This window comes from Kocuria sp. ZOR0020, from assembly GCF_000800955.1.
Lineage (GTDB): Bacteria > Actinomycetota > Actinomycetes > Actinomycetales > Micrococcaceae > Kocuria > Kocuria subflava.
Genome location: NZ_JROX01000092.1, coordinates 25,365 through 42,859 on the forward strand (window position 1 = coordinate 25,365; position 17,495 = coordinate 42,859).

At 63.1% G+C, this 17,495-nt stretch carries 14 protein-coding genes and 3 tRNA genes; 12 read left to right on the plus strand and 5 right to left on the minus strand.

Annotated elements, in window-relative coordinates; translation table 11 throughout:
• Nucleotides 1-15: 15 nt before the first annotated feature.
• The 3 genes from L979_RS06330 to bcp all read right to left on the minus strand — a co-directional run bounded on the left by L979_RS06330 (nucleotide 16) and on the right by bcp (nucleotide 2,418).
• Nucleotides 16-1,665, minus strand: a complete 1,650-nt coding sequence (locus L979_RS06330) for an ABC transporter substrate-binding protein (protein ID WP_047690544.1) — start codon at nucleotides 1,663-1,665, stop codon at nucleotides 16-18.
• Between the two features lie 99 nt (nucleotides 1,666-1,764).
• Nucleotides 1,765-1,847, minus strand: a tRNA-Leu gene (locus L979_RS06335).
• A 97-nt stretch (nucleotides 1,848-1,944) separates the two neighbouring features.
• On the minus strand, nucleotides 1,945-2,418 hold the full coding sequence (bcp, locus tag L979_RS06340) for a thioredoxin-dependent thiol peroxidase (RefSeq protein WP_047690547.1): 474 nt from the start codon (nucleotides 2,416-2,418) through the stop codon (nucleotides 1,945-1,947).
• A gap of 182 nt (nucleotides 2,419-2,600) precedes the next feature.
• On the opposite strand from bcp, the gene L979_RS06345 reads away from it, so the two are divergent.
• Entirely contained in the window at nucleotides 2,601-3,116 is a 516-nt protein-coding gene (locus L979_RS06345; protein ID WP_047690550.1) for a MarR family winged helix-turn-helix transcriptional regulator, read from the plus strand.
• A gap of 218 nt (nucleotides 3,117-3,334) precedes the next feature.
• Here L979_RS06345 and L979_RS06350 read toward each other — a convergent pair.
• Nucleotides 3,335-3,410 (minus strand) — tRNA-Lys (locus tag L979_RS06350).
• 556 nt (nucleotides 3,411-3,966) lie between these two features.
• Here L979_RS06350 and L979_RS06355 point away from each other — a divergent pair.
• The 5 genes from L979_RS06355 to L979_RS06375 all read left to right on the plus strand — a co-directional run bounded on the left by L979_RS06355 (nucleotide 3,967) and on the right by L979_RS06375 (nucleotide 9,832).
• On the plus strand, nucleotides 3,967-5,865 hold the full coding sequence (locus L979_RS06355) for an acetolactate synthase large subunit (RefSeq protein WP_047690552.1): 1,899 nt from the start codon (nucleotides 3,967-3,969) through the stop codon (nucleotides 5,863-5,865).
• Nucleotides 5,862-6,371, plus strand: a complete 510-nt coding sequence (gene ilvN, locus L979_RS06360; RefSeq protein ID WP_047690556.1) for an acetolactate synthase small subunit — start codon at nucleotides 5,862-5,864, stop codon at nucleotides 6,369-6,371. The genes L979_RS06355 and ilvN overlap by 4 nt, the downstream gene beginning before the upstream one ends.
• Nucleotides 6,372-6,518: 147 nt before the next feature.
• Entirely contained in the window at nucleotides 6,519-7,547 is a 1,029-nt protein-coding gene (gene ilvC, locus L979_RS06365) for a ketol-acid reductoisomerase (protein ID WP_047690559.1), read from the plus strand.
• Nucleotides 7,548-7,727: 180 nt separating this feature from the next.
• On the plus strand, nucleotides 7,728-8,612 hold the full coding sequence (locus L979_RS06370) for a LysR substrate-binding domain-containing protein (RefSeq protein ID WP_047690562.1): 885 nt from the start codon (nucleotides 7,728-7,730) through the stop codon (nucleotides 8,610-8,612).
• Nucleotides 8,613-8,722: 110 nt separating this feature from the next.
• Nucleotides 8,723-9,832, plus strand: coding sequence for a tartrate dehydrogenase (locus L979_RS06375; RefSeq protein WP_047690565.1), 1,110 nt, complete (start codon nucleotides 8,723-8,725; stop codon nucleotides 9,830-9,832).
• Between the two features lie 105 nt (nucleotides 9,833-9,937).
• Here L979_RS06375 and L979_RS06380 read toward each other — a convergent pair whose 3' ends face one another.
• Nucleotides 9,938-10,609: an AIM24 family protein gene (locus tag L979_RS06380; protein ID WP_047690567.1), complete on the minus strand. Its 672-nt coding sequence runs from the start codon at nucleotides 10,607-10,609 to the stop codon at nucleotides 9,938-9,940.
• A gap of 167 nt (nucleotides 10,610-10,776) precedes the next feature.
• Here L979_RS06380 and metG point away from each other — a divergent pair, with 167 nt between their 5' ends.
• The 6 genes from metG to L979_RS06410 all read left to right on the plus strand — a co-directional run bounded on the left by metG (nucleotide 10,777) and on the right by L979_RS06410 (nucleotide 17,449).
• Nucleotides 10,777-12,366, plus strand: coding sequence for a methionine--tRNA ligase (metG, locus tag L979_RS06385; RefSeq protein WP_052209597.1), 1,590 nt, complete (start codon nucleotides 10,777-10,779; stop codon nucleotides 12,364-12,366).
• Between the two features lie 88 nt (nucleotides 12,367-12,454).
• The gene (locus L979_RS06390; protein WP_052209591.1) at nucleotides 12,455-13,546 is read left to right on the plus strand and encodes a 3-isopropylmalate dehydrogenase; all 1,092 of its coding nucleotides are present in this window, start codon (nucleotides 12,455-12,457) and stop codon (nucleotides 13,544-13,546) included.
• A 58-nt stretch (nucleotides 13,547-13,604) separates the two neighbouring features.
• Nucleotides 13,605-14,699 (plus strand): branched-chain amino acid aminotransferase, encoded by a 1,095-nt coding sequence (locus tag L979_RS06395; protein ID WP_047690570.1) that lies wholly within the window; start codon nucleotides 13,605-13,607, stop codon nucleotides 14,697-14,699.
• A gap of 92 nt (nucleotides 14,700-14,791) precedes the next feature.
• Nucleotides 14,792-15,568, plus strand: a complete 777-nt coding sequence (locus L979_RS06400; RefSeq protein WP_047690620.1) for a fumarylacetoacetate hydrolase family protein — start codon at nucleotides 14,792-14,794, stop codon at nucleotides 15,566-15,568.
• A gap of 73 nt (nucleotides 15,569-15,641) precedes the next feature.
• Nucleotides 15,642-17,234 carry a glutamate--tRNA ligase gene (gltX, locus tag L979_RS06405; RefSeq protein WP_052209592.1) on the plus strand — a complete coding sequence of 531 codons (1,593 nt, stop codon included), beginning with the start codon at nucleotides 15,642-15,644 and terminating at the stop codon, nucleotides 17,232-17,234.
• A gap of 143 nt (nucleotides 17,235-17,377) precedes the next feature.
• Nucleotides 17,378-17,449, plus strand: a tRNA-Gln gene (locus L979_RS06410).
• The last annotated feature ends 46 nt before the right edge of the window (nucleotides 17,450-17,495 follow it).

Below are 17,495 nucleotides of genomic sequence, written 5' to 3' on the forward strand. Positions count from 1 at the left end.
GGTGCCTTGCCAAGTTCAGGGTGCCTCGTTGAGCCGAATGGCGTTGAACTCCTCGAAGCCCGTGGAGCTCAGGGGGAAGCTGGCCGTCCGGGAGTCCACGGCTACACCGGTCGTCGGGAAGGCCAGGGGCATTGCTGCCTTCTCCTGAATCACGCGACTGTTGGCCCTGCGGTAGAGCTCCTGGCGGTCCTCGCCGTCGTCAACGTTGGCGGCGTCGTTGATCAAGGTGCGCAGCGACGGCGAATCCAACCCGAGTTCAGGGGTGGGTGCGCTGAAAAGTGTGGCCGTGAAGTAATCGGGATCCCGAAAGCCGCCGTTGACACCGGACAGGAACAGGTCATGGTCCTGCGACCTGGTACGCAAGGTTTCCTCGTAGATGCTCCACGGCACGGGAACGGGAGAGATCTCAAAGCCGGTCCGCGTGAGCTGGGCTGAAATATCGGCATAGAGGCGTTCCGGTTCCAGGGCCCACGACCGTGAGGCCCCCGTGGGGTACAGGAAGCGCAACGGCGCGCCGTCGTACTGCGAGGCACCCAGCAGATCCCGCGCCTCCTGAGGGTTGTAACCCGGGAAGCCGACTTCAGTGTCCGGGACGTTGAAGCGGGCGGGCAGAAAAGCCTGCGCCACGTTGGTGCCCTGCGGGTAGTGGTCCCGGACCACTGCCTGACGGTCGATCGAGGCCATCACAGCCTGACGGACGTTGATGTCCGTGAAGGCCCCGCTGCTGCTGTTCATGCCCAGGTAAGCCACCGAATACGGGTCCCGTTGCAGGACCTGCACACCTTCGCGTGCCAACGGTGCAAAAGCGTCCAGCCCCACCAGGTCATAGCCGTCCACCTGCTCGTTGCGTAACGCCACGTAGCGCAGTTCGGTGTCTGGGATGGCCACGAATTCTAAAGTGCCGATCGGCCCCAGGTCACCCCAGTAGGTCTCAGAGGCTTTCAACACCACGGATTCACCGGGGCGCTGACCGGAACCGGAGTCCAGCCCCGCCTGGACCTTGAAGGGCCCCGTCCCCACGGGCGCAGTGCCCACGGTGTCCGCAGAGATCGACGACGGCGCCGCGACGCCGAAGGCCGGGTGGGTCAGGGCCTTGGGCAGGGACGGATGCGGGCGGCGCAGCAGGATTCGCACGGTGGAGGAATCCACCGCTTGGCACTCCTGATAAATGGAACCCTCCGGCGCACCACGGCGGAAGACGGCGTCGAACAAGCTGTGCCGGCCCGTGCTGGAATCGCGAACCGAGGCGGCGGCCCACCTGTTGAAGTTGGTCACCACGGCCTCGGCGTCGAACCCGGAACCGTCGTGGAAGAACACGCCCGTTCGCAACGCGAAGTCCCAACTCAATCCGTCCTCGCTGGAGCGCCAGTCGGTGGCCAGCGCGGGTACGGGCTCACCGGTCATGGGATCCGGGGCAACCAGCCCGTCCAGGATCTGGCGTGCGATCCGGTGAGTTTCCAGATTGTCCGTCAGGGACGGATCCAGTGACGGGGCCGTGGCGGCGTTGGCGAACACATAATGCGCCGGAGCCACCGGCTGGGAACTTTGCGAGGAAGGCTGGTCATCAGCTCGCGCACATCCAGACGTGGAAGTCAGGGCGGCAGAACCCAACAGGCCACCTGCGGCCGCGGACAGGAAATGACGCCGGGAACACCGTGATGTCATGAGACTCCTCTCCACCTTCGCCCAACATGGTCACTGCGGATCACCCATGGTGTGGTCCTTCACGGCGCGATCTTCGATCGGCAAAGAGCGGAGCCGTCGTGGTGCGCGAGGCGGGACTTGAACCCGCACGCCGGAGCACAGGAACCTAAATCCTGCGTGTCTGCCAATTCCACCACTCGCGCGCTGACCCCGCTTGTTGGCGCAATCGCGCCGACGAGGCCGCAACAGTTTACCGAGAACTTGCTCCCGGAGTGGTTGCCCCACACTGCACGGTCAAGATCAAGCGTCCAGCCCAAGGTCCCGGCGCAGCTTGGCCACGTGCCCCTTGGCCCGGACGTTGTACTGAGCCACCTCGATCCGGCCGTCAGGGTCCACCACAAAACTGGAGCGAATCAGGCCTTGATAGACCTTTCCGTAGTTCTTCTTCTCTCCCCAAGCGCCCCACGCCTCGGCCACGGTGTGATCGGGGTCGGAGAGCAGGGGAAAGCTCAGGTCCTGACGTTCGGTGAACGGGGCCAAAGCTCTGGGGGAGTCCGGAGAGATGCCCAGGACTGCGTAACCTTCAGCCAAGAATCGCGCCATATTGTCCCGGAAGTCGCAGGCCTGAGTGGTGCAGCCGGGGGTGGAAGCCTTGGGGTAGAAGTACACGATCACCCTCTTGCCTGCGTAATCACTCAATGAAACCGGCTCGCCGTCCTGATTGAGCAGGGAAAACGTGGGCGCCGGTGCGCCTGGGGTGAGCTGGTTGGTCATGGGTTCCTTCCGTCCAGGAATGGTCATGTTTCGGCAGGGGTTGGTCGTGATTCGGTCAGGACTGGTCCTACGGGGAGAGGTTGCACCCCTGTGGCAACAGCCGTGGCGGTGTGATCGTCATCTCCGTAAAGTGTAAGCACACTTAGTCAACTGTTTCCCTCGTCATGGGTATAATCGCCGACATGCCAAAGATCTCCAACTGGCCAACCAACCGGCTACTGTCAACGGCTGCCCGTTTGGTGGAACACGCCTGGAACGAACGCCTCGCCTCCCTGGGCGTGACGCGCGCTGGGGTCATGGCGCTTGACGTTTTGGCGGACCAGGGCGGATTGACCCAGGCGCGTCTGGCGCAGGAGGTCCGGGTGCAGGCCCAGACCATGGGCAAGACCCTGCACCGCTTGGAGATTCACGGCCACGTTTCACGCAGCCGCAACGTCCATGATCGCCGCAGTCATGTGGTAGTCATCACGGAGGAGGGCCGTCGAGTTCTCACTGAGGCCACCCGTATGGAGGAGGACCTGATCGGGGACGGCTCCTTGTCGGATGACCAACTGCGACGCTCCCTGGCGCACATTGTGACCACACTCGGCGGCGCCCGTTGGAAGCTCAAGGTGGACCAGGACGGGGAGGTGCACGAACTCACCGCGGATCCCGCGCCGAGTTCGCAGACTCCCGTGGCGCGCGTGGCCACTGACTGATCGTTCGGTTCGTGTGCTCCAGGCACGCCGTTGAAGGCCCGTCATCATCGCGATGACGGGTTCTTTCATGACCTGGGTCGGAGGCCGCGCCAATCGTGGGCGTCAACTCCGGCGTCGTGCCGAGTAAGTGGTGCGTTGGGAGGGTGGTGGGGCAGCACGACAGGCAAGGACGAAAAGGTCCCGGTCGGACTCCTGTGAGTCTGACCGGGATCTTGAGGTGGTGCGCCCCCACGGACTCGAACCGTGAACCCGCTGATTAAGAGTCAGCTGCTCTGCCAATTGAGCTAGAGGCGCATGTAGCTGCGAAACAAACCTTGCGGTTGCTCGCTACGGCCGTAGACAGTACCACACTCACGTCGTCGTTTTCTCCTGCAGGGATGCAAGTGGAAACAGTCTGAACGTGGTGCCGCTGCTGCGACGACGCAAGACTTTACGCCCTCCAGTTCGCCGAGTCCATTTCTGGAGCGGAATGTGGGGTGTCTCACGATGTGAAATGGAGAGACCGCTGTTTGACACTGATCTCGCCGCAACGGACCATGGTCACATGCAGTGCACCACAGCCAAGATCGTCGTAACGGACCCGGTCATCCTCATTGGGTGACGGGCCTGCTCGCCGTATCATCGACAACGTGCACCGGGCCCCGTAAGCCGCCCACCAGGCGGCCGGGGCCTTCTTCGTGTCCGGCTCCATCAAGCCGGGGGTGAAGGTCCTCCCTGTCCACGCGGGGTACAACCAGGGCAGTGGTTGTCACATTTCTGATCCGGAAAGTGGCAACCCTGGGGGAGCGGTCAGACGGTGCGCACACAGTGGTGGCCACCTTCATGGACAGAACGAACCGAAGGACGCGAGATGAGTAAGGGACAGTCCATCAGCCCGGCGCTGATGGCCAACAAGCGTGCGGACACTTCCGCCGATCGCCGTGCGAGCCATGAAACCTCTGTGGTGGCTCCGGAGGTCCCGGGATCGCAGCAGGTTGTTGAGCCGATTGCCATGTCCGGTTCACAGGCTGTCATTCGCTCGTTGGAGGAATTGGGTGTCACCGATGTTTTCGGGTTGCCCGGTGGCGCGATTCTGCCCACCTATGACCCTCTGTTGGAGACCACCACCATCAACCACATCCTGGTGCGTCACGAGCAGGGCGCCGGCCACGCCGCTGAGGGCTATGCCATGGCCTCCGGGCGTGTGGGAGTCTGCATTGCCACCTCGGGTCCCGGTGCCACCAACCTGGTGACGGCTCTGGCCGATGCCAACATGGATTCCATCCCCATGGTGGCCATCACTGGCCAGGTGTCTTCCACCCTGATCGGCTCGGACGCATTCCAAGAAGCTGACATCGTGGGCATGACCATGCCCATCACCAAGCATTCCTACCTGGTCACCGATGCTCAGGACATCCCTCGGGTGCTGGCTGAGGCGTTCCACCTGGCCTCCACAGGGCGCCCGGGTCCGGTGCTCGTGGACATCGCCAAGGACGCCCAGGTGGCCCAGATGGAGTTCTCCTGGCCACCCACCCTGGACCTGCCGGGTTACCGGCCGGTGGCACGTGGTCACGCCAAGCAGATCCGTGAGGCGGCCCGCCTGATGGCTCAGGCGCAGCGCCCGGTGCTCTACGTGGGTGGCGGCTCCATCAAGGCCAACGCCTCGGAGGTTTTGGAGGATCTGGTGGAGGCCAGCGGAGCCCCTGTGGTGACCACGCTGACCGCCCGTGGTGTTTTCCCGGACTCGCATGACCAGCACCTGGGCATGCCCGGCATGCACGGTACCGTTCCAGCGGTTTACGCCATGCAGCAGGCAGACCTTTTGATCACCCTGGGTGCGCGTTTTGATGACCGCGTCACCGGTGTGCTGCCCACTTTTGCCCCCGGCGCCAAGGTGATCCACGCGGACATTGATCCCGCTGAAATCTCCAAGAACCGCACCGCAGACGTGCCGATCGTGGGGGATCTGGCCTCGATCATCCCGGAGCTCACGGAGGCTTTCCGCGCCGAGACCGAGCGCACGGACGTCCCGGATCTTTCCGCCTGGTGGCGCACGCTCAACGGCTTGAAGAAGTCCTACCCGCTGGGATGGACTGCCACAGAGGACGGCCTGCTGGCTCCCCAGTACGTGATCCAGAAGCTCTCCGAACTCACCGGCCCCGAGGCCGTGTACGTCTCCGGTGTGGGCCAGCACCAGATGTGGTCCTCCCAGTTCGTCACTTACGAACGTCCGCGGCAGTGGCTGAACTCCGCAGGCCTGGGCACCATGGGCTTTGCGGTGCCGGCGGCCATGGGCGCACAGGTCTCCCAGCCGAACCGCGTGGTCTGGGCGATCGACGGCGACGGTTGTTTCCAGATGACCAACCAGGAGCTGGCCACGTGCGTGCTCAACAACATCCCCATCAAGGTGGCGGTCATCAACAACTCGTCGCTGGGCATGGTGCGCCAATGGCAGACCTTGTTCTACGACGGGCGCTACTCCCACACCCACTTGAACACCGGCCATGAATCCCGCCGTGTCCCGGACTTCGTCAAGCTCGGAGATGCCTACGGCTGTGCCACGTTCCGGTGCGAACGTGAGGAGGACGTGGAGGCCACCATCAAGGCCGCCCTTGAGGTCAACGACCGCCCTGTGGTCATCGACTTCGTGGTCTCCGCTGACGCGATGGTGTGGCCCATGGTCCCCTCCGGTGTGTCCAATGACCAGATCCAGGTTGCCCAAAACATGACCCCCGAGTGGGTTGGCGAAGACGAAGGAGCAGGGGCATGAGCCGCCATACGCTGTCAGTGCTGGTTGAGGACAAGCCTGGCGTCTTGACTCGGGTGGCCGCGCTGTTCGCACGTCGTGCCTTCAACATCGACCAGTTGGCCGTGGGCAGCACTGAAGTTCCCGGGCTGTCCCGCATGACCGTGGTGGTCGATGCTGAAGGGGATGCCCTGGAGCAGGTCACCAAACAGCTGAACAAACTGATTCACGTCATCAAGATCGTGGAGCTGCCACCGGAAACCTCGGTGCAGCGTGAACACGTGATGATCAAGGTCCGTGCCGATGCCGCAACCCGGCTGCAGGTCACGCAGGCCGCGGACCTCTTCCGGGCCTCGATCGTGGACGTTTCCACCGATTCCGTTGTGATCGAAGCCACTGGTGCCACCGAGAAGCTCAAGGCCTTACTTGATGTCCTGGAGCCTTTTGGCGTCCGCGAGATCGTCCGGGCCGGTACCCTGGCGCTCGGACGTGGGCCCAAATCGATGTCCGATCGCGCGTTGCGCCACTGACACCGGATGGTGCCGCCACAGTGGCGGCCAGATCCGCAATTCACGGCGCTGAGAGCGAATCGGCGTCTGCACCCTCATACGACAGCCTGCATGCCGCAGGTCCAAGAACTGCAGTAGCTGCAGTAAGCACGAAGGAGACACATCCCCATGGCAGCTGAGATCTTCTACGAAGACGACGCAGACCTTTCGATAATCCAGAGCCGCAAGGTCGCTGTTATCGGCTACGGCTCCCAGGGCCACGCCCACGCGCTGAACCTGCGCGATTCCGGTGTGGACGTTCGCGTCGGTCTGGCTGAAGGCTCTTCTTCGCGTGCCAAGGCCGAGGCTGAGGGCCTGGCCGTCAAGACCGTGGCCGAGGCAGCCACCGAGGCAGACGTCATCATGATCCTGACCCCGGACCAGGTTCAGCGCACCGTGTACGCCGACTCCATCCAGCCGAACCTGAAGGATGGCGACATCCTGCTGTTCGCCCACGGATTCAACATCCGCTTCGATTACATCGAGGCTCCTCAGGGTGTGGACGTGGCCATGGTTGCCCCCAAGGGCCCCGGCCACACCGTGCGCCGCGAGTACGAGTCCGGCCGCGGCGTGCCCTGCCTGGTGGCAGTCGAGGTGGACGCCTCGGGCAAGGCCCAGGAGATTGCGCTGTCCTACGCCAAGGCCATCGGCGGCACCCGCGCAGGCGTCATCAAGACCACCTTCACCGAAGAGACCGAATCCGACCTGTTCGGTGAGCAGGCTGTGCTGTGCGGTGGCGTGTCCCACCTGGTGCAGTACGGCTTCGAGACCTTGACCGAGGCTGGTTACCAGCCGGAGATCGCCTACTTCGAGGTTCTGCACGAGCTCAAGCTGATCGTGGACCTGATGGTGGAAGGTGGAATCTCCAAGCAGCGTTGGTCCATCTCCGACACCGCCGAGTACGGCGACTACATCTCCGGCCCGCGAGTGATCGACCCCTCCGTCAAGGAGAACATGAAGGCTGTTCTCTCCGACATCCAGGACGGCACCTTTGCCCGCCGGTTCATCGAGGACCAGGACGGTGGCGCCAAGGAATTCAAGGAGCTGCGGGAGAAGGAAGAAGGCCACTCGATCGAGACCACCGGTCGTGAGCTGCGCAAGCTCTTTGTTTGGACTGACGCCGATTCCGACTACACTGAGGGTACCGCTGCTCGCTGACCCCCCGCGTGACTGTGAGTCAGTCGGAAAAGTTTGCGTGATCACCGCCAGGTCTGGATCTTCCCACCTTCCCTAGGCCTTGGTTTTCACGACGACGCCGCCCCCGCACACTGTGATGGTGTGCGGGGGCGGCGTCGTTGAGCCCTGTTTCCCAAGATCGCGCTGAACCCGGGAGGATCCATGGAGAATCGCCATCTGCGGCATTTTCTGGCCGTGGTGGATCAGGGCGGGGTGACCCGGGCGGCTGAGCACCTGCGGATCGCCCAGCCTTCCCTGTCCCAGTCCATCAAGGGTCTGGAGAAAGAGCTGGGAGTGCCACTGTTCCACCGTGTGGGACGCACCATGGTGCTGAGCTCAGCAGGTCAGGCACTCCTGGGGCCTGCTCGTGCGGCGGTGCGGCACATGGATTCCGTCCATGACGCGGCTGCCACCGTGGCTGAGGTCAGGGGTGGTCACGTAGATCTGGTGTCCATGCCCACTCCCGCGCTGGAACCGCTGAGCTCCATCACGGCCCGACTGGCTGCCTTGCATCCTCACATTGCGCTGAGGGTGCGCTCAGCCCTGACGGATCGCCAGGTGCTAACCGCTGTTGAATCAGGTGAGGCTGAGGTGGGGTTGCTGGGTGGCAATACCACGCCAGTGGCAGCAGACGTTGAGGTGATGCCGTTGGGGAGTCAGTCCCTGATTCTGGTGACTCATCCTGAGGCACCGATGCTGAGATCTGGTCAACCGCTGCGGGGCAGTGACCTGGAGGGCAGCACCTTTGTGGCCTCGGCTCCTGGAACATTGACGCGCAGGGTCCTGGATGACTGGCTGGCCGCAGGCATTGCGGTACAGGTGGCGGTGGAGACGGACCACCGGTCCTCGGTGCTTCCCCTGGTGACGGCCGGTGTAGGTCACACCATCCTCCCCAGTGCATGGCGCTGCACAGCCGAGCAGTTGGGCCTGGGGGTGCATGCCTTGGCCGATGCCCCTGAGTTGTCAGTCTCACTGATCAGCCGACGTCAGGACCTCACACCAGCAGCACGCGCTCTGGTGGACGTGGCGCGCGCCGAGGCCTTGTGAGGGTGAATACATAGGTCCAACCTATGTGGATCAGAGAAAACAGGTCTTAGACGGCATGCAGGTGACTGCGCTCTACTGGTTTGTGAGAGATCAGAGACCAGGAGGACACCATGACCCACACGTACCGCATCGCAGCCATTCCCGCCGACGGAGTGGGAGCAGAGGTGGTTTCCGCAGGGCGCCAGGTTTTGGATGCCGTGGCTGCTGCCTCCGCAGGCCGCTTCAGCTTTGACTGGACCGAGTTCCCCTGGGGCAGTGAGTACTACGCCCAACACGGGCAGCTCATGCCGTCGGACGGATTGGAAGCCCTGACCGACTTCGATGCCATCTACTTTGGTGCCGTGGGGTGGGAAAACGTCCCCGACCACGTGAGCCTGTGGGGGTTGCGGCTGAACATCACCCAGAACTTTGATCAGTGGGCCAACATCCGTCCGGTGAAGTTCCTGCCCGGTGTCAACTCCCCGCTGAGAGCAGCCGATGACCGTGAGTTGGACTGGATCGTGGTGCGGGAGAACAGCGAGGGCGAGTACGCCGGTCTGGGTGGGCGCAACCTCTCCGGGCGCGGGCCGGGCAACGAGGTCGCCGTGCAGTCCTCCCTGTTCACGGACAAGGGGTGTGAGCGCATCATCCGCTTCGCCTTCGAGCTGGCCCGCACTCGGAGCGTGAAGAAGGTCTCCAGCGTGACCAAGTCCAATGCCCAGCAGTACGGCATGGTGCTCTGGGACGAGGTATTCGCCCGTGTCGCCCAGGAGTATCCGGATGTGGCCACGGAGAGTGTGCTGGTGGATGCCATGAGCGCCAAGTTCGTGCTGCACCCGGAGGAGCTCTCCGTGGTGGTGGCCTCCAACCTCAACGCGGACATCCTCTCCGACCTCGGCTCCGCGCTGGCGGGCAGCCTGGGTCTTGCCGCCAGCGCCAATCTCAACCCGGAAGGGCGATTCCCGTCCATGTTCGAGCCCGTGCACGGTTCCGCACCGGACATTGCCGGCCAAGGCATCTGCAATCCCATCGGGGCCATTGCCAGTGGGGCCTTGATGCTGCGCCACTTCGGTCTGGAAGCAGAAGCACACGCCGTTGAACGCGCCATTGAATCGGCCACGGGTGCAGGTCACCTCACGCGTGATCTCGGTGGGACGGCATCCACGGAAGACGTCACTCACGCGATCGTGGAAGCCCTCGAGCAGGAGTTGGCCACCCAGCTCGCCGTCGTGAGTGCCTGACCCACCACACGGTGCGGCCCACGAATCCCAGTGGTTCGCGGGCCGCACCGTGCATCAGTTCAGGAGATCGTCCAGGAAATTTCCCCCGGAGTTGCCTCCGTCTCTCTAACCACCGGCGCGCACCACGGGCGTGCCTTCGGAGGGCTGCACCACCACAAAACCGGGGCCATGGAAAGCCAACTGGAAGGCTTCACCGGATCCTCCGCGCAGCATTCCCGAGAAGTTGAAGTCATTCTTGATGCTGGGTGCCAGGTTGGCCGACCAGCACACAGCGGCCTGCGGATCCACAAAGGTGGGCTGTCCGGAGGCGTCCAACACCATGGGATCACCATCAGAGCAGATAGCCACGTATCCCTGACCGGACAGTTCCAGGTTGAACAGCCCGCCGGCCAGCATGCCGGCACCTTGCACGCGGCGGATGTCCCAGCTCAGGGAGGAGTCAAAGGCCAACAAGGACGACGAGTTGACCGTGATCGCCTCACCTTCCAACAACAGCAGGAAGATGAAACGGTTCTGCCGGGCAAAGAACACCTCACCCTGACCGGAGACCCGCATCATGGGGGCGTCCTCGTTGGTCAGGGCCTTTTTGAGGAACTTGCCCACTGTGCCAGAGCCCTCATGCCGGAATAACATCTGGCCCTGGTAGGCCACCATGGCACCTTTGGTGGCAATGATGTCCTGCGTCATGTTGACCCTCAGCATCTTCTTGGACTGCAGAGCCCACTGATCTTGGGTTTGCCGCTCCATGTGTTCGGGGGCAAAGAGTTCACTGCGCATGACGTCCCTTTCACGAGGTGTTGACGTAGGCCACCTCCGGATGGAGGCGGGTACAGCCCTAGCTTGGCACCGGCGGTTGCACATGTGAATCCGTGACACGGACACGTCTGTCTGTGACGCCCGTGCCGGATCCGGATGGCGAATCCCAGTTCTGGATGGCCGTTACCATGGAGCCCGTGACTTCCGAGGTAACTCCCGCTGCAGCCGATGCCCGCCCCGCGTTCTACCTGACGACTGCGATCTCGTACCCGAACGGTTCGCCGCACATCGGGCATGCCTACGAGGCCATTGCGGCTGACACCCTGGCTCGCTTCAAGCGCCTGGACGGCTATGACGTCCGCTTCCTGACCGGCACGGACGAGCACGGTCAGAAGATGCAGCAGACGGCGCAGAAGGAAGGCATCACCGCCAAGGAGCTGGCTGACCGCAATGCCGCTGCTTTCAAGGCCATGGACGATGCCCTGGGGATCTCCTACGACCGTTTCATCCGGACCACGGACGCCGATCACTACACGGCCTCCCAGGAGATCTGGCAGCGCATGCAGGAAGCCGGTGACATCTACCTGGATTCCTACTCGGGTTGGTACTCGGTGCGCGACGAGGCCTATTACGGCGAGGACGAGACGGAAGTACGTGAAGACGGTCAGCGCTACTCCAAGGAGACCGGCACGGAGCTGACCTGGACAGAGGAATCCTCGTACTTCTTCCGGTTGTCCGCTTACCAGGACCGCCTGCTGGAGCTCTACGACCGTGAAGGCTTCTTACACCCCACCACACGCCGTAACGAGATCGCGGAGTTCGTGCGCAGCGGACTGCGGGACCTCTCCATTTCACGCACCACCTTCGATTGGGGTGTACCCGTTCCGGGGGATCCCGAGCACGTCATGTACGTCTGGGTGGACGCCCTGACCAACTACCTAACCGGACTGGGCTACCCGGACACCGAGTCCCAGATGTTCCAGAAATTCTGGCCGGCTGATGTCCACGTGATCGGCAAGGACATCGCCAGGTTCCACTCGGTCTACTGGCCGGCTTTCTTGATCTCTGCAGGGCTGCCGGTCCCCAAGAAAGTCTTTGCGCACGGGTTCCTCTACAACCAGGGCGAAAAGATGTCCAAGTCCGTTGGCAACGTTATTGACCCTCATGCCCTGATCGGTGAATACGGGTTGGATCCGGTGCGCTTCTTCCTCCTCAGGGAAGTCTCCTTCGGTCAGGACGGCTCCTATTCCCACGACGGCATCGTGGCCCGGATCAATGCCGACCTGGCCAATGATCTGGGCAACCTGGCTCAGCGCTCGCTGTCCATGGTGGCCAAGAACTGCCATGGCCAGGTTCCGGTCATGGGGGAGTTGATGCCCGCGGACAGGGAGATTCTGGACGCCGCCCACGAATTGTTGGGGCCGGTACGGGAGGCCTTCGACGACCTCCAGTTCCACCGTGCGTTGGAGGCCATCTGGCGTGTGGTGGCTGACTGCAACCGGTACTTCACGGCTCAGGAGCCGTGGGTGCTGCGCAAGACTGACCCGGAGCGCATGCAGACCGTGTTGTGGACCACCCTGGAAGTGGTGCGGGTGGTGGCCTTGCTGACCCAGCCGTTTATGCCGGCTTCTGCGGCAAAACTTCTGGATGTCCTGGGGCAGCCGGAGAAGGACCGTGAGTTCAGCGCCATCACGGAGAAAATCAAGCCCGGAACGCAGCTTCCCAAACCAACGCCGGTGTTCCCGCGGTACGAGGAACCCGAGGCGCTCAAGTGGTGAGTCACACGCCGCGGTCCCATGTGTCCGAATATTGAGATCTGCATTCGCCATGTGGGACGGGGTCACCACCGCACCCTAGGATCGGGGCATGAGCGAGCAGACCTCCACCACGCACCAGTCACCGTCTTCCACATCCCACCGCATTGCGGTGATCGCGGGAGACGGTATTGGCCCGGAGGTCGTGGCAGAAGCGGAAAAGGTGCTGGACGCTGTCTGTGGGCCCGCCAACATCGCCCTGGAAAAAACTCCCTTCCCGCTGGGTGCCGAGCATTGGCTGGCCACGGGGGAGACCTTGCCTCAAGTGACGCTTGAGAAGATCCGTGAGCATAATGCGATCTTGTTCGGAGCCGTTGGCGCAGCCCCTGGTGACACCCGGATCCCGTCAGGACTGATTGAACGTGAGATCCTGCTGAAACTGCGTTTCAGCCTGGACCACTACATCAATCTGCGTCCCTCCGAGCTGTTCCCGGGCACGGTGTCCCCGCTGCGGGATCCAGGTGAGGTGGACTTCGTCGTCGTCCGCGAGGGCACAGAGGGTCCGTACGCAGGCAACGGTGGTGTGTTGCGGCAGGGGACCGATCAGGAAATCGCCACCGAGGTCTCCTTGAACACCGCCCACGGGGTGCAGCGCCTGGTGCGTTTTGCCTTTGAGCTCGCCAGCCGACGTGAGCGCAAGAAGCTGACCCTGGTGCACAAACACAACGTGCTGGTCAACGCGGGCCATCTCTATCAGCGCACCGTCAACGCCATGGCGCCGCAGTACCCGGACGTCACGGTCGATTACCTCCATGTGGATGCCGTCACCATCTTCATGACCACGGATCCCTCGCGATTTGACGTGCTGGTCACGGACAACTTGTTCGGTGACATCATCACGGACCTGGCAGGCGCCATCACCGGCGGCATCGGGCTGGCTCCGTGCGGCAACATCAATGCAGAGCGCACTGCGCCGTCCATGTTTGAACCCGTCCATGGTTCTGCCCCGGACATTGCGGGTCAGCAGAAGGCCAACCCTGTGGCCACCATCCTGGCTGCGGCCATGATGCTGGAACACCTGGGCCACGGTGAGCAGGCGGAGCAGATCCGTTCAGCGGTCCGTTCGGACCTGGAGGACCACGGCGCCACACAGCGCAGCACCGCGCAGATAGGCGACGCCATCGTGGCCGCATTGCCCGCCTGATCACACCTGTTCCGTAGGCTGGTGGGCAACAGACGCCAGCATGAGTGGAGAGAATCCCATGACCACCTTCAGCACCACACCCAACCCCAACCCGGCCAGCCCGCAACGGCGCCAGGAGATTCTTGACGCACCCGGTTTTGGCCAGTACTTCACGGATCACATGGTCCAGATCCAGTGGCGGGGCAATGTGGAGGCTGGCACGGGTGAGTGGGAGCAACCGCAGGTGCTCCCGTACGGCCCTCTGTCCATGGATCCTGCCTCAGCCGTGCTGCACTACGGCCAGGAGATTTTTGAAGGATTGAAGGCCTACAAGCACGGCGACGGCAGCGTGTGGACCTTCCGGCCGGAGAAGAACGCTGCGCGCATCAACCGCTCGGCCCGGCGCATGGCCATGCCGGCTCTGCCGGAGGAGCTGTTCCTGGACTCGCTCAAGGAACTGGTGTCCCGAGACAAGGACTGGGTGCCCACCGGTGACGGTCAGTCGTTGTACCTGCGCCCGTTCATGATTGCCAATGAGGTGTTCCTGGGCGTCCGTGCAGCCCGCGAGGTGCTGTTCTCCGTGATCGCCTCACCTGCCGGGAACTACTTCGGAGAAGGCACCGCCGTTGACATCTGGCTGTCCAAGAACTGGGCTCGGGCAGGTCACGGCGGAACGGGCAACGCCAAGTGCGGCGGAAACTACGCAGCGTCCTTGATCGCCCAGATGGAAGGCGATGCCCACGGTTGCCAGCAGGTGATCTTCACGGACCCGCAGCGCGGAAACGCCATCGAGGAACTGGGGGGCATGAACGTGTTCTTCGTGTTTGACGACAACACCCTGGTGACCCCGGAACTGACCGGAACCATCCTGGAAGGCGTGACCCGCGATTCCATCATCCAGCTGGCCAAGGATCGTGGGATGACGGTTCAGGAACGTGCGTTCACGTTGGATGAGTGGCGTGACGGCGTGAACTCCGGGCGATTGACGGAGGTTTTTGCGTGCGGCACGGCCGCGGCGATTTCCCCGGTGGGTCGTTTGATCAGTGACACGGAAGTCATCGGCCCGGATGACGCCCGGCCCGGGGAGATCACCATGTCCCTGCGCAAGGAACTGTTGGACATCCAGACCGGCCGTGGGGAAGACCGACACGGTTGGTTGACCCGATTGGCCTGAGCCACCCGAATCCTTCCTGTGACGCCGCCCGGTCCACCCGACCGGGCGGCGTTGTTTCTGGGCACCACGCAATGACCACTAACCTGGTGTCCATGCGTATTGCCCGATTCACTGCAGAGGATGAGATCTACTACGGCGTGGTGCACGGTGAAGGGGAGGACCTGACCGTGACTGCCCTGGCCGGGGACCCCTTCTTCAACGGCATTCAACCCGTGGAGGGCAAGTCCTGGCCGGTGGAGGACGTGCGGTTGTTGGCTCCGGTGATTCCACGCTCCAAGGTGGTCTGCGTTGGCCGCAACTATGCCGATCACGCCAAGGAGATGGGTAACGAGCTGCCTGTCAGCCCGCTGCTGTTCTTCAAGCCCAACACGTCCGTGGCAGGCCCAGGTGACCCTGTCACATTGCCGACCTGGACCGAGGAGGTCTCTTACGAGGCCGAGTTGGCCGTGGTCATTGGTCGAATCTGCAAGGACGTGCCGGTGGATCAGGTCAACGACGTCATTTTCGGCTACACCTGTGCCAACGATCTGACGGCCCGTGACGCCCAGCGCACGGACGGCCAGTGGGCCCGGGCCAAGGGCTTTGACGGTGCCTGCCCCCTGGGGCCGTGGATCGAAACGGAGTTGGACACCTCAGATCTGGCCGTGCGCTCCTACGTCAATGACCAACCCAAACAGGATGGCACCACCGCAGACATGGTCTTTGGTGTGGCCGACCTGATCGCCTACGTCTCCCAGGCGTTCACGTTGCTTCCCGGGGACGTGATCCTCACCGGTACTCCTGCCGGGGTCGGAAAGGTCGACGACGGCGACCGGCTCGAGGTGGAGATCGAAGGCATCGGTACCCTGGCCACCATCCTGCGCCGCTGACAGAACACTTCTCCCAGCCCAGCCCAGCCCGGGCCCACCAATGTTTTCTCCACACAAGGATTTGTGAACACCCATGACCGAATCTCCCGTATCAGCCCACACGACTGGAACCACCGTTCTGACCTCAGCGGATGCTGCCGCCTCCGGCGCGCCTGAGGCCACCGGCACCGATGTCCGTGTTCGTTTCTGCCCGTCACCCACCGGAACACCACACGTGGGTCTCATTCGCACAGCCTTGTTCAACTGGGCCTACGCGCGTCACACCGGCGGCAAGATGATCTTCCGGATCGAGGACACGGATGCTGCCCGGGACTCGGAAGAATCCTTCAACCAGCTGTTGGAAGCACTGGATTGGTTGGGCATCACCTGGGATGAAGGCGTGACCGTCGGCGGCCCGCACGAGCCCTACCGCCAGTCCCAGCGCGGGGAGATCTACCAGGAGGTGATCGCCAAGCTCGAGGATGCCGGAGTCATCTACGAGTCCTATTCCACCCCTGAGGAGGTGGAGGCCCGCCACAAGGCGGCCGGGCGTGATCCCAAGCTCGGTTACGACAACTTTGACCGTGACCTGACCCAGGAGCAGATCCAGGCCTTCCGTGCTGAGGGCCGGGAGCCGGTGCTGCGCCTGCGCATGCCCGATGAGGCCATCACCTTCACAGATCTGGTCCGCGGTGAGATCACGTTTGCAGCGGGAACGGTTCCGGACTTCGTCGTCGTGCGAGCCAATGGCAAGCCGCTCTACACCCTGGTCAACCCGGTGGACGATGCCCTGATGCGCATCACTCACGTGCTGCGCGGTGAGGACCTGCTCTCCTCGACTCCGCGCCAGATTGCGCTGTACCGCGCGCTGGTGGCAGTGGGGGTTGCCGAGCGGGTTCCGCAGTTCGGCCACCTGCCCTACGTCATGGGTGAGGGAAACAAGAAGCTGTCCAAGCGCGACCCTGAATCCAGCTTGTTCAATCTGCGCGATGCCGGGTTCATCCCCGAAGGCCTGTTGAACTACCTGGCGCTTCTGGGGTGGTCGCTGTCTGCCGATCAGGACATCTTCACCCAGCAGCAGTTGGTGGAGGCCTTTGACATCCACGACGTCCTGGCCAACCCCGCTCGATTCGACCTGAAGAAGGCCACGGCCATCAACGGTGACCACATCCGTGCGCTGGATCCGGAGGAGTTCCGCAACCGGCTGGTGCCTTACTTGCAGTCCGGGGGAGTGCTGGACCGGGAGCTGACGGAGCGGCAGAACCGAATCCTGGACGCGGCAGCACCCCTGGTGCAGACCCGTATGGATCTGCTGGCCGATGCCGTGCCCATGCTGGGTTTCCTGTTCTTGCGCGACTCCGTGTTGACCCACGACGAGCAAGCAGTGGCCAAGCTCAAGGAGAACGCGCCGGAGGTCCTGGCGGCTGCCCGCGCTGCACTGGAATCCGTGGACGATTTCACTGCGGAGAACATTCAGGCCGCTCTGCGGCAGGCACTGGTGGAGGAGATGGGCATCAAGCCCCGCTTGGCTTTCGGTCCCGCCCGTGTGGCCGTTTCCGGCCGTCAGGTCTCGCCGCCCTTGTTCGAATCCCTGGAGATCCTGGGCAAGGAATCCGCGCTGGCTCGATTCGACCTCCTCAGTGAGCTGTTGCGGCGTCGTTCAGAAGGTGTAGACGCTGCCCGGTGACGCCGCAGCAGCCGTTGTAACGCTGCTCACAGCGCGGGAACAGGGGCCCGGCATGATTTGCCGGGTCCCTGCAGTGTGGGTATAGTTTCTGCTCGTTGCGCGCAGCCGACGGACTTCTTGAAGCCCGAAAGCCACGTGCGCAGTGGGGTATGGTGTAATTGGCAACACAACGGTTTCTGGTACCGTCATTCTAGGTTCGAGTCCTGGTACCCCAGCGGCCCCATCGTATAGCGGCCTAGTACTCCGCCCTCTCACGGCGGC

What these genes read in the sequence shown, in the direction of transcription:
- L979_RS06345 (WP_047690550.1), top strand. Translation starts at nt 2,601, where the DNA reads ATGCCAAAGATCTCCAACTGGCCAACCAACCGGCTACTGTCAACGGCT.
- L979_RS06355 (WP_047690552.1), top strand. Translation starts at nt 3,967, where the DNA reads ATGAGTAAGGGACAGTCCATCAGCCCGGCGCTGATGGCCAACAAGCGT.
- L979_RS06330 (WP_047690544.1), bottom strand. Translation starts at nt 1,665, where the DNA reads ATGACATCACGGTGTTCCCGGCGTCATTTCCTGTCCGCGGCCGCAGGT.
- L979_RS06395 (WP_047690570.1), top strand. Translation starts at nt 13,605, where the DNA reads ATGACCACCTTCAGCACCACACCCAACCCCAACCCGGCCAGCCCGCAA.
- L979_RS06370 (WP_047690562.1), top strand. Translation starts at nt 7,728, where the DNA reads ATGGAGAATCGCCATCTGCGGCATTTTCTGGCCGTGGTGGATCAGGGC.
- ilvC (WP_047690559.1), top strand. Translation starts at nt 6,519, where the DNA reads ATGGCAGCTGAGATCTTCTACGAAGACGACGCAGACCTTTCGATAATC.
- bcp (WP_047690547.1), bottom strand. Translation starts at nt 2,418, where the DNA reads ATGACCAACCAGCTCACCCCAGGCGCACCGGCGCCCACGTTTTCCCTG.
- L979_RS06400 (WP_047690620.1), top strand. Translation starts at nt 14,792, where the DNA reads ATGCGTATTGCCCGATTCACTGCAGAGGATGAGATCTACTACGGCGTG.
- metG (WP_052209597.1), top strand. Translation starts at nt 10,777, where the DNA reads ATGGAGCCCGTGACTTCCGAGGTAACTCCCGCTGCAGCCGATGCCCGC.
- gltX (WP_052209592.1), top strand. Translation starts at nt 15,642, where the DNA reads ATGACCGAATCTCCCGTATCAGCCCACACGACTGGAACCACCGTTCTG.
- L979_RS06380 (WP_047690567.1), bottom strand. Translation starts at nt 10,609, where the DNA reads ATGCGCAGTGAACTCTTTGCCCCCGAACACATGGAGCGGCAAACCCAA.
- ilvN (WP_047690556.1), top strand. Translation starts at nt 5,862, where the DNA reads ATGAGCCGCCATACGCTGTCAGTGCTGGTTGAGGACAAGCCTGGCGTC.
- L979_RS06390 (WP_052209591.1), top strand. Translation starts at nt 12,455, where the DNA reads ATGAGCGAGCAGACCTCCACCACGCACCAGTCACCGTCTTCCACATCC.
- L979_RS06375 (WP_047690565.1), top strand. Translation starts at nt 8,723, where the DNA reads ATGACCCACACGTACCGCATCGCAGCCATTCCCGCCGACGGAGTGGGA.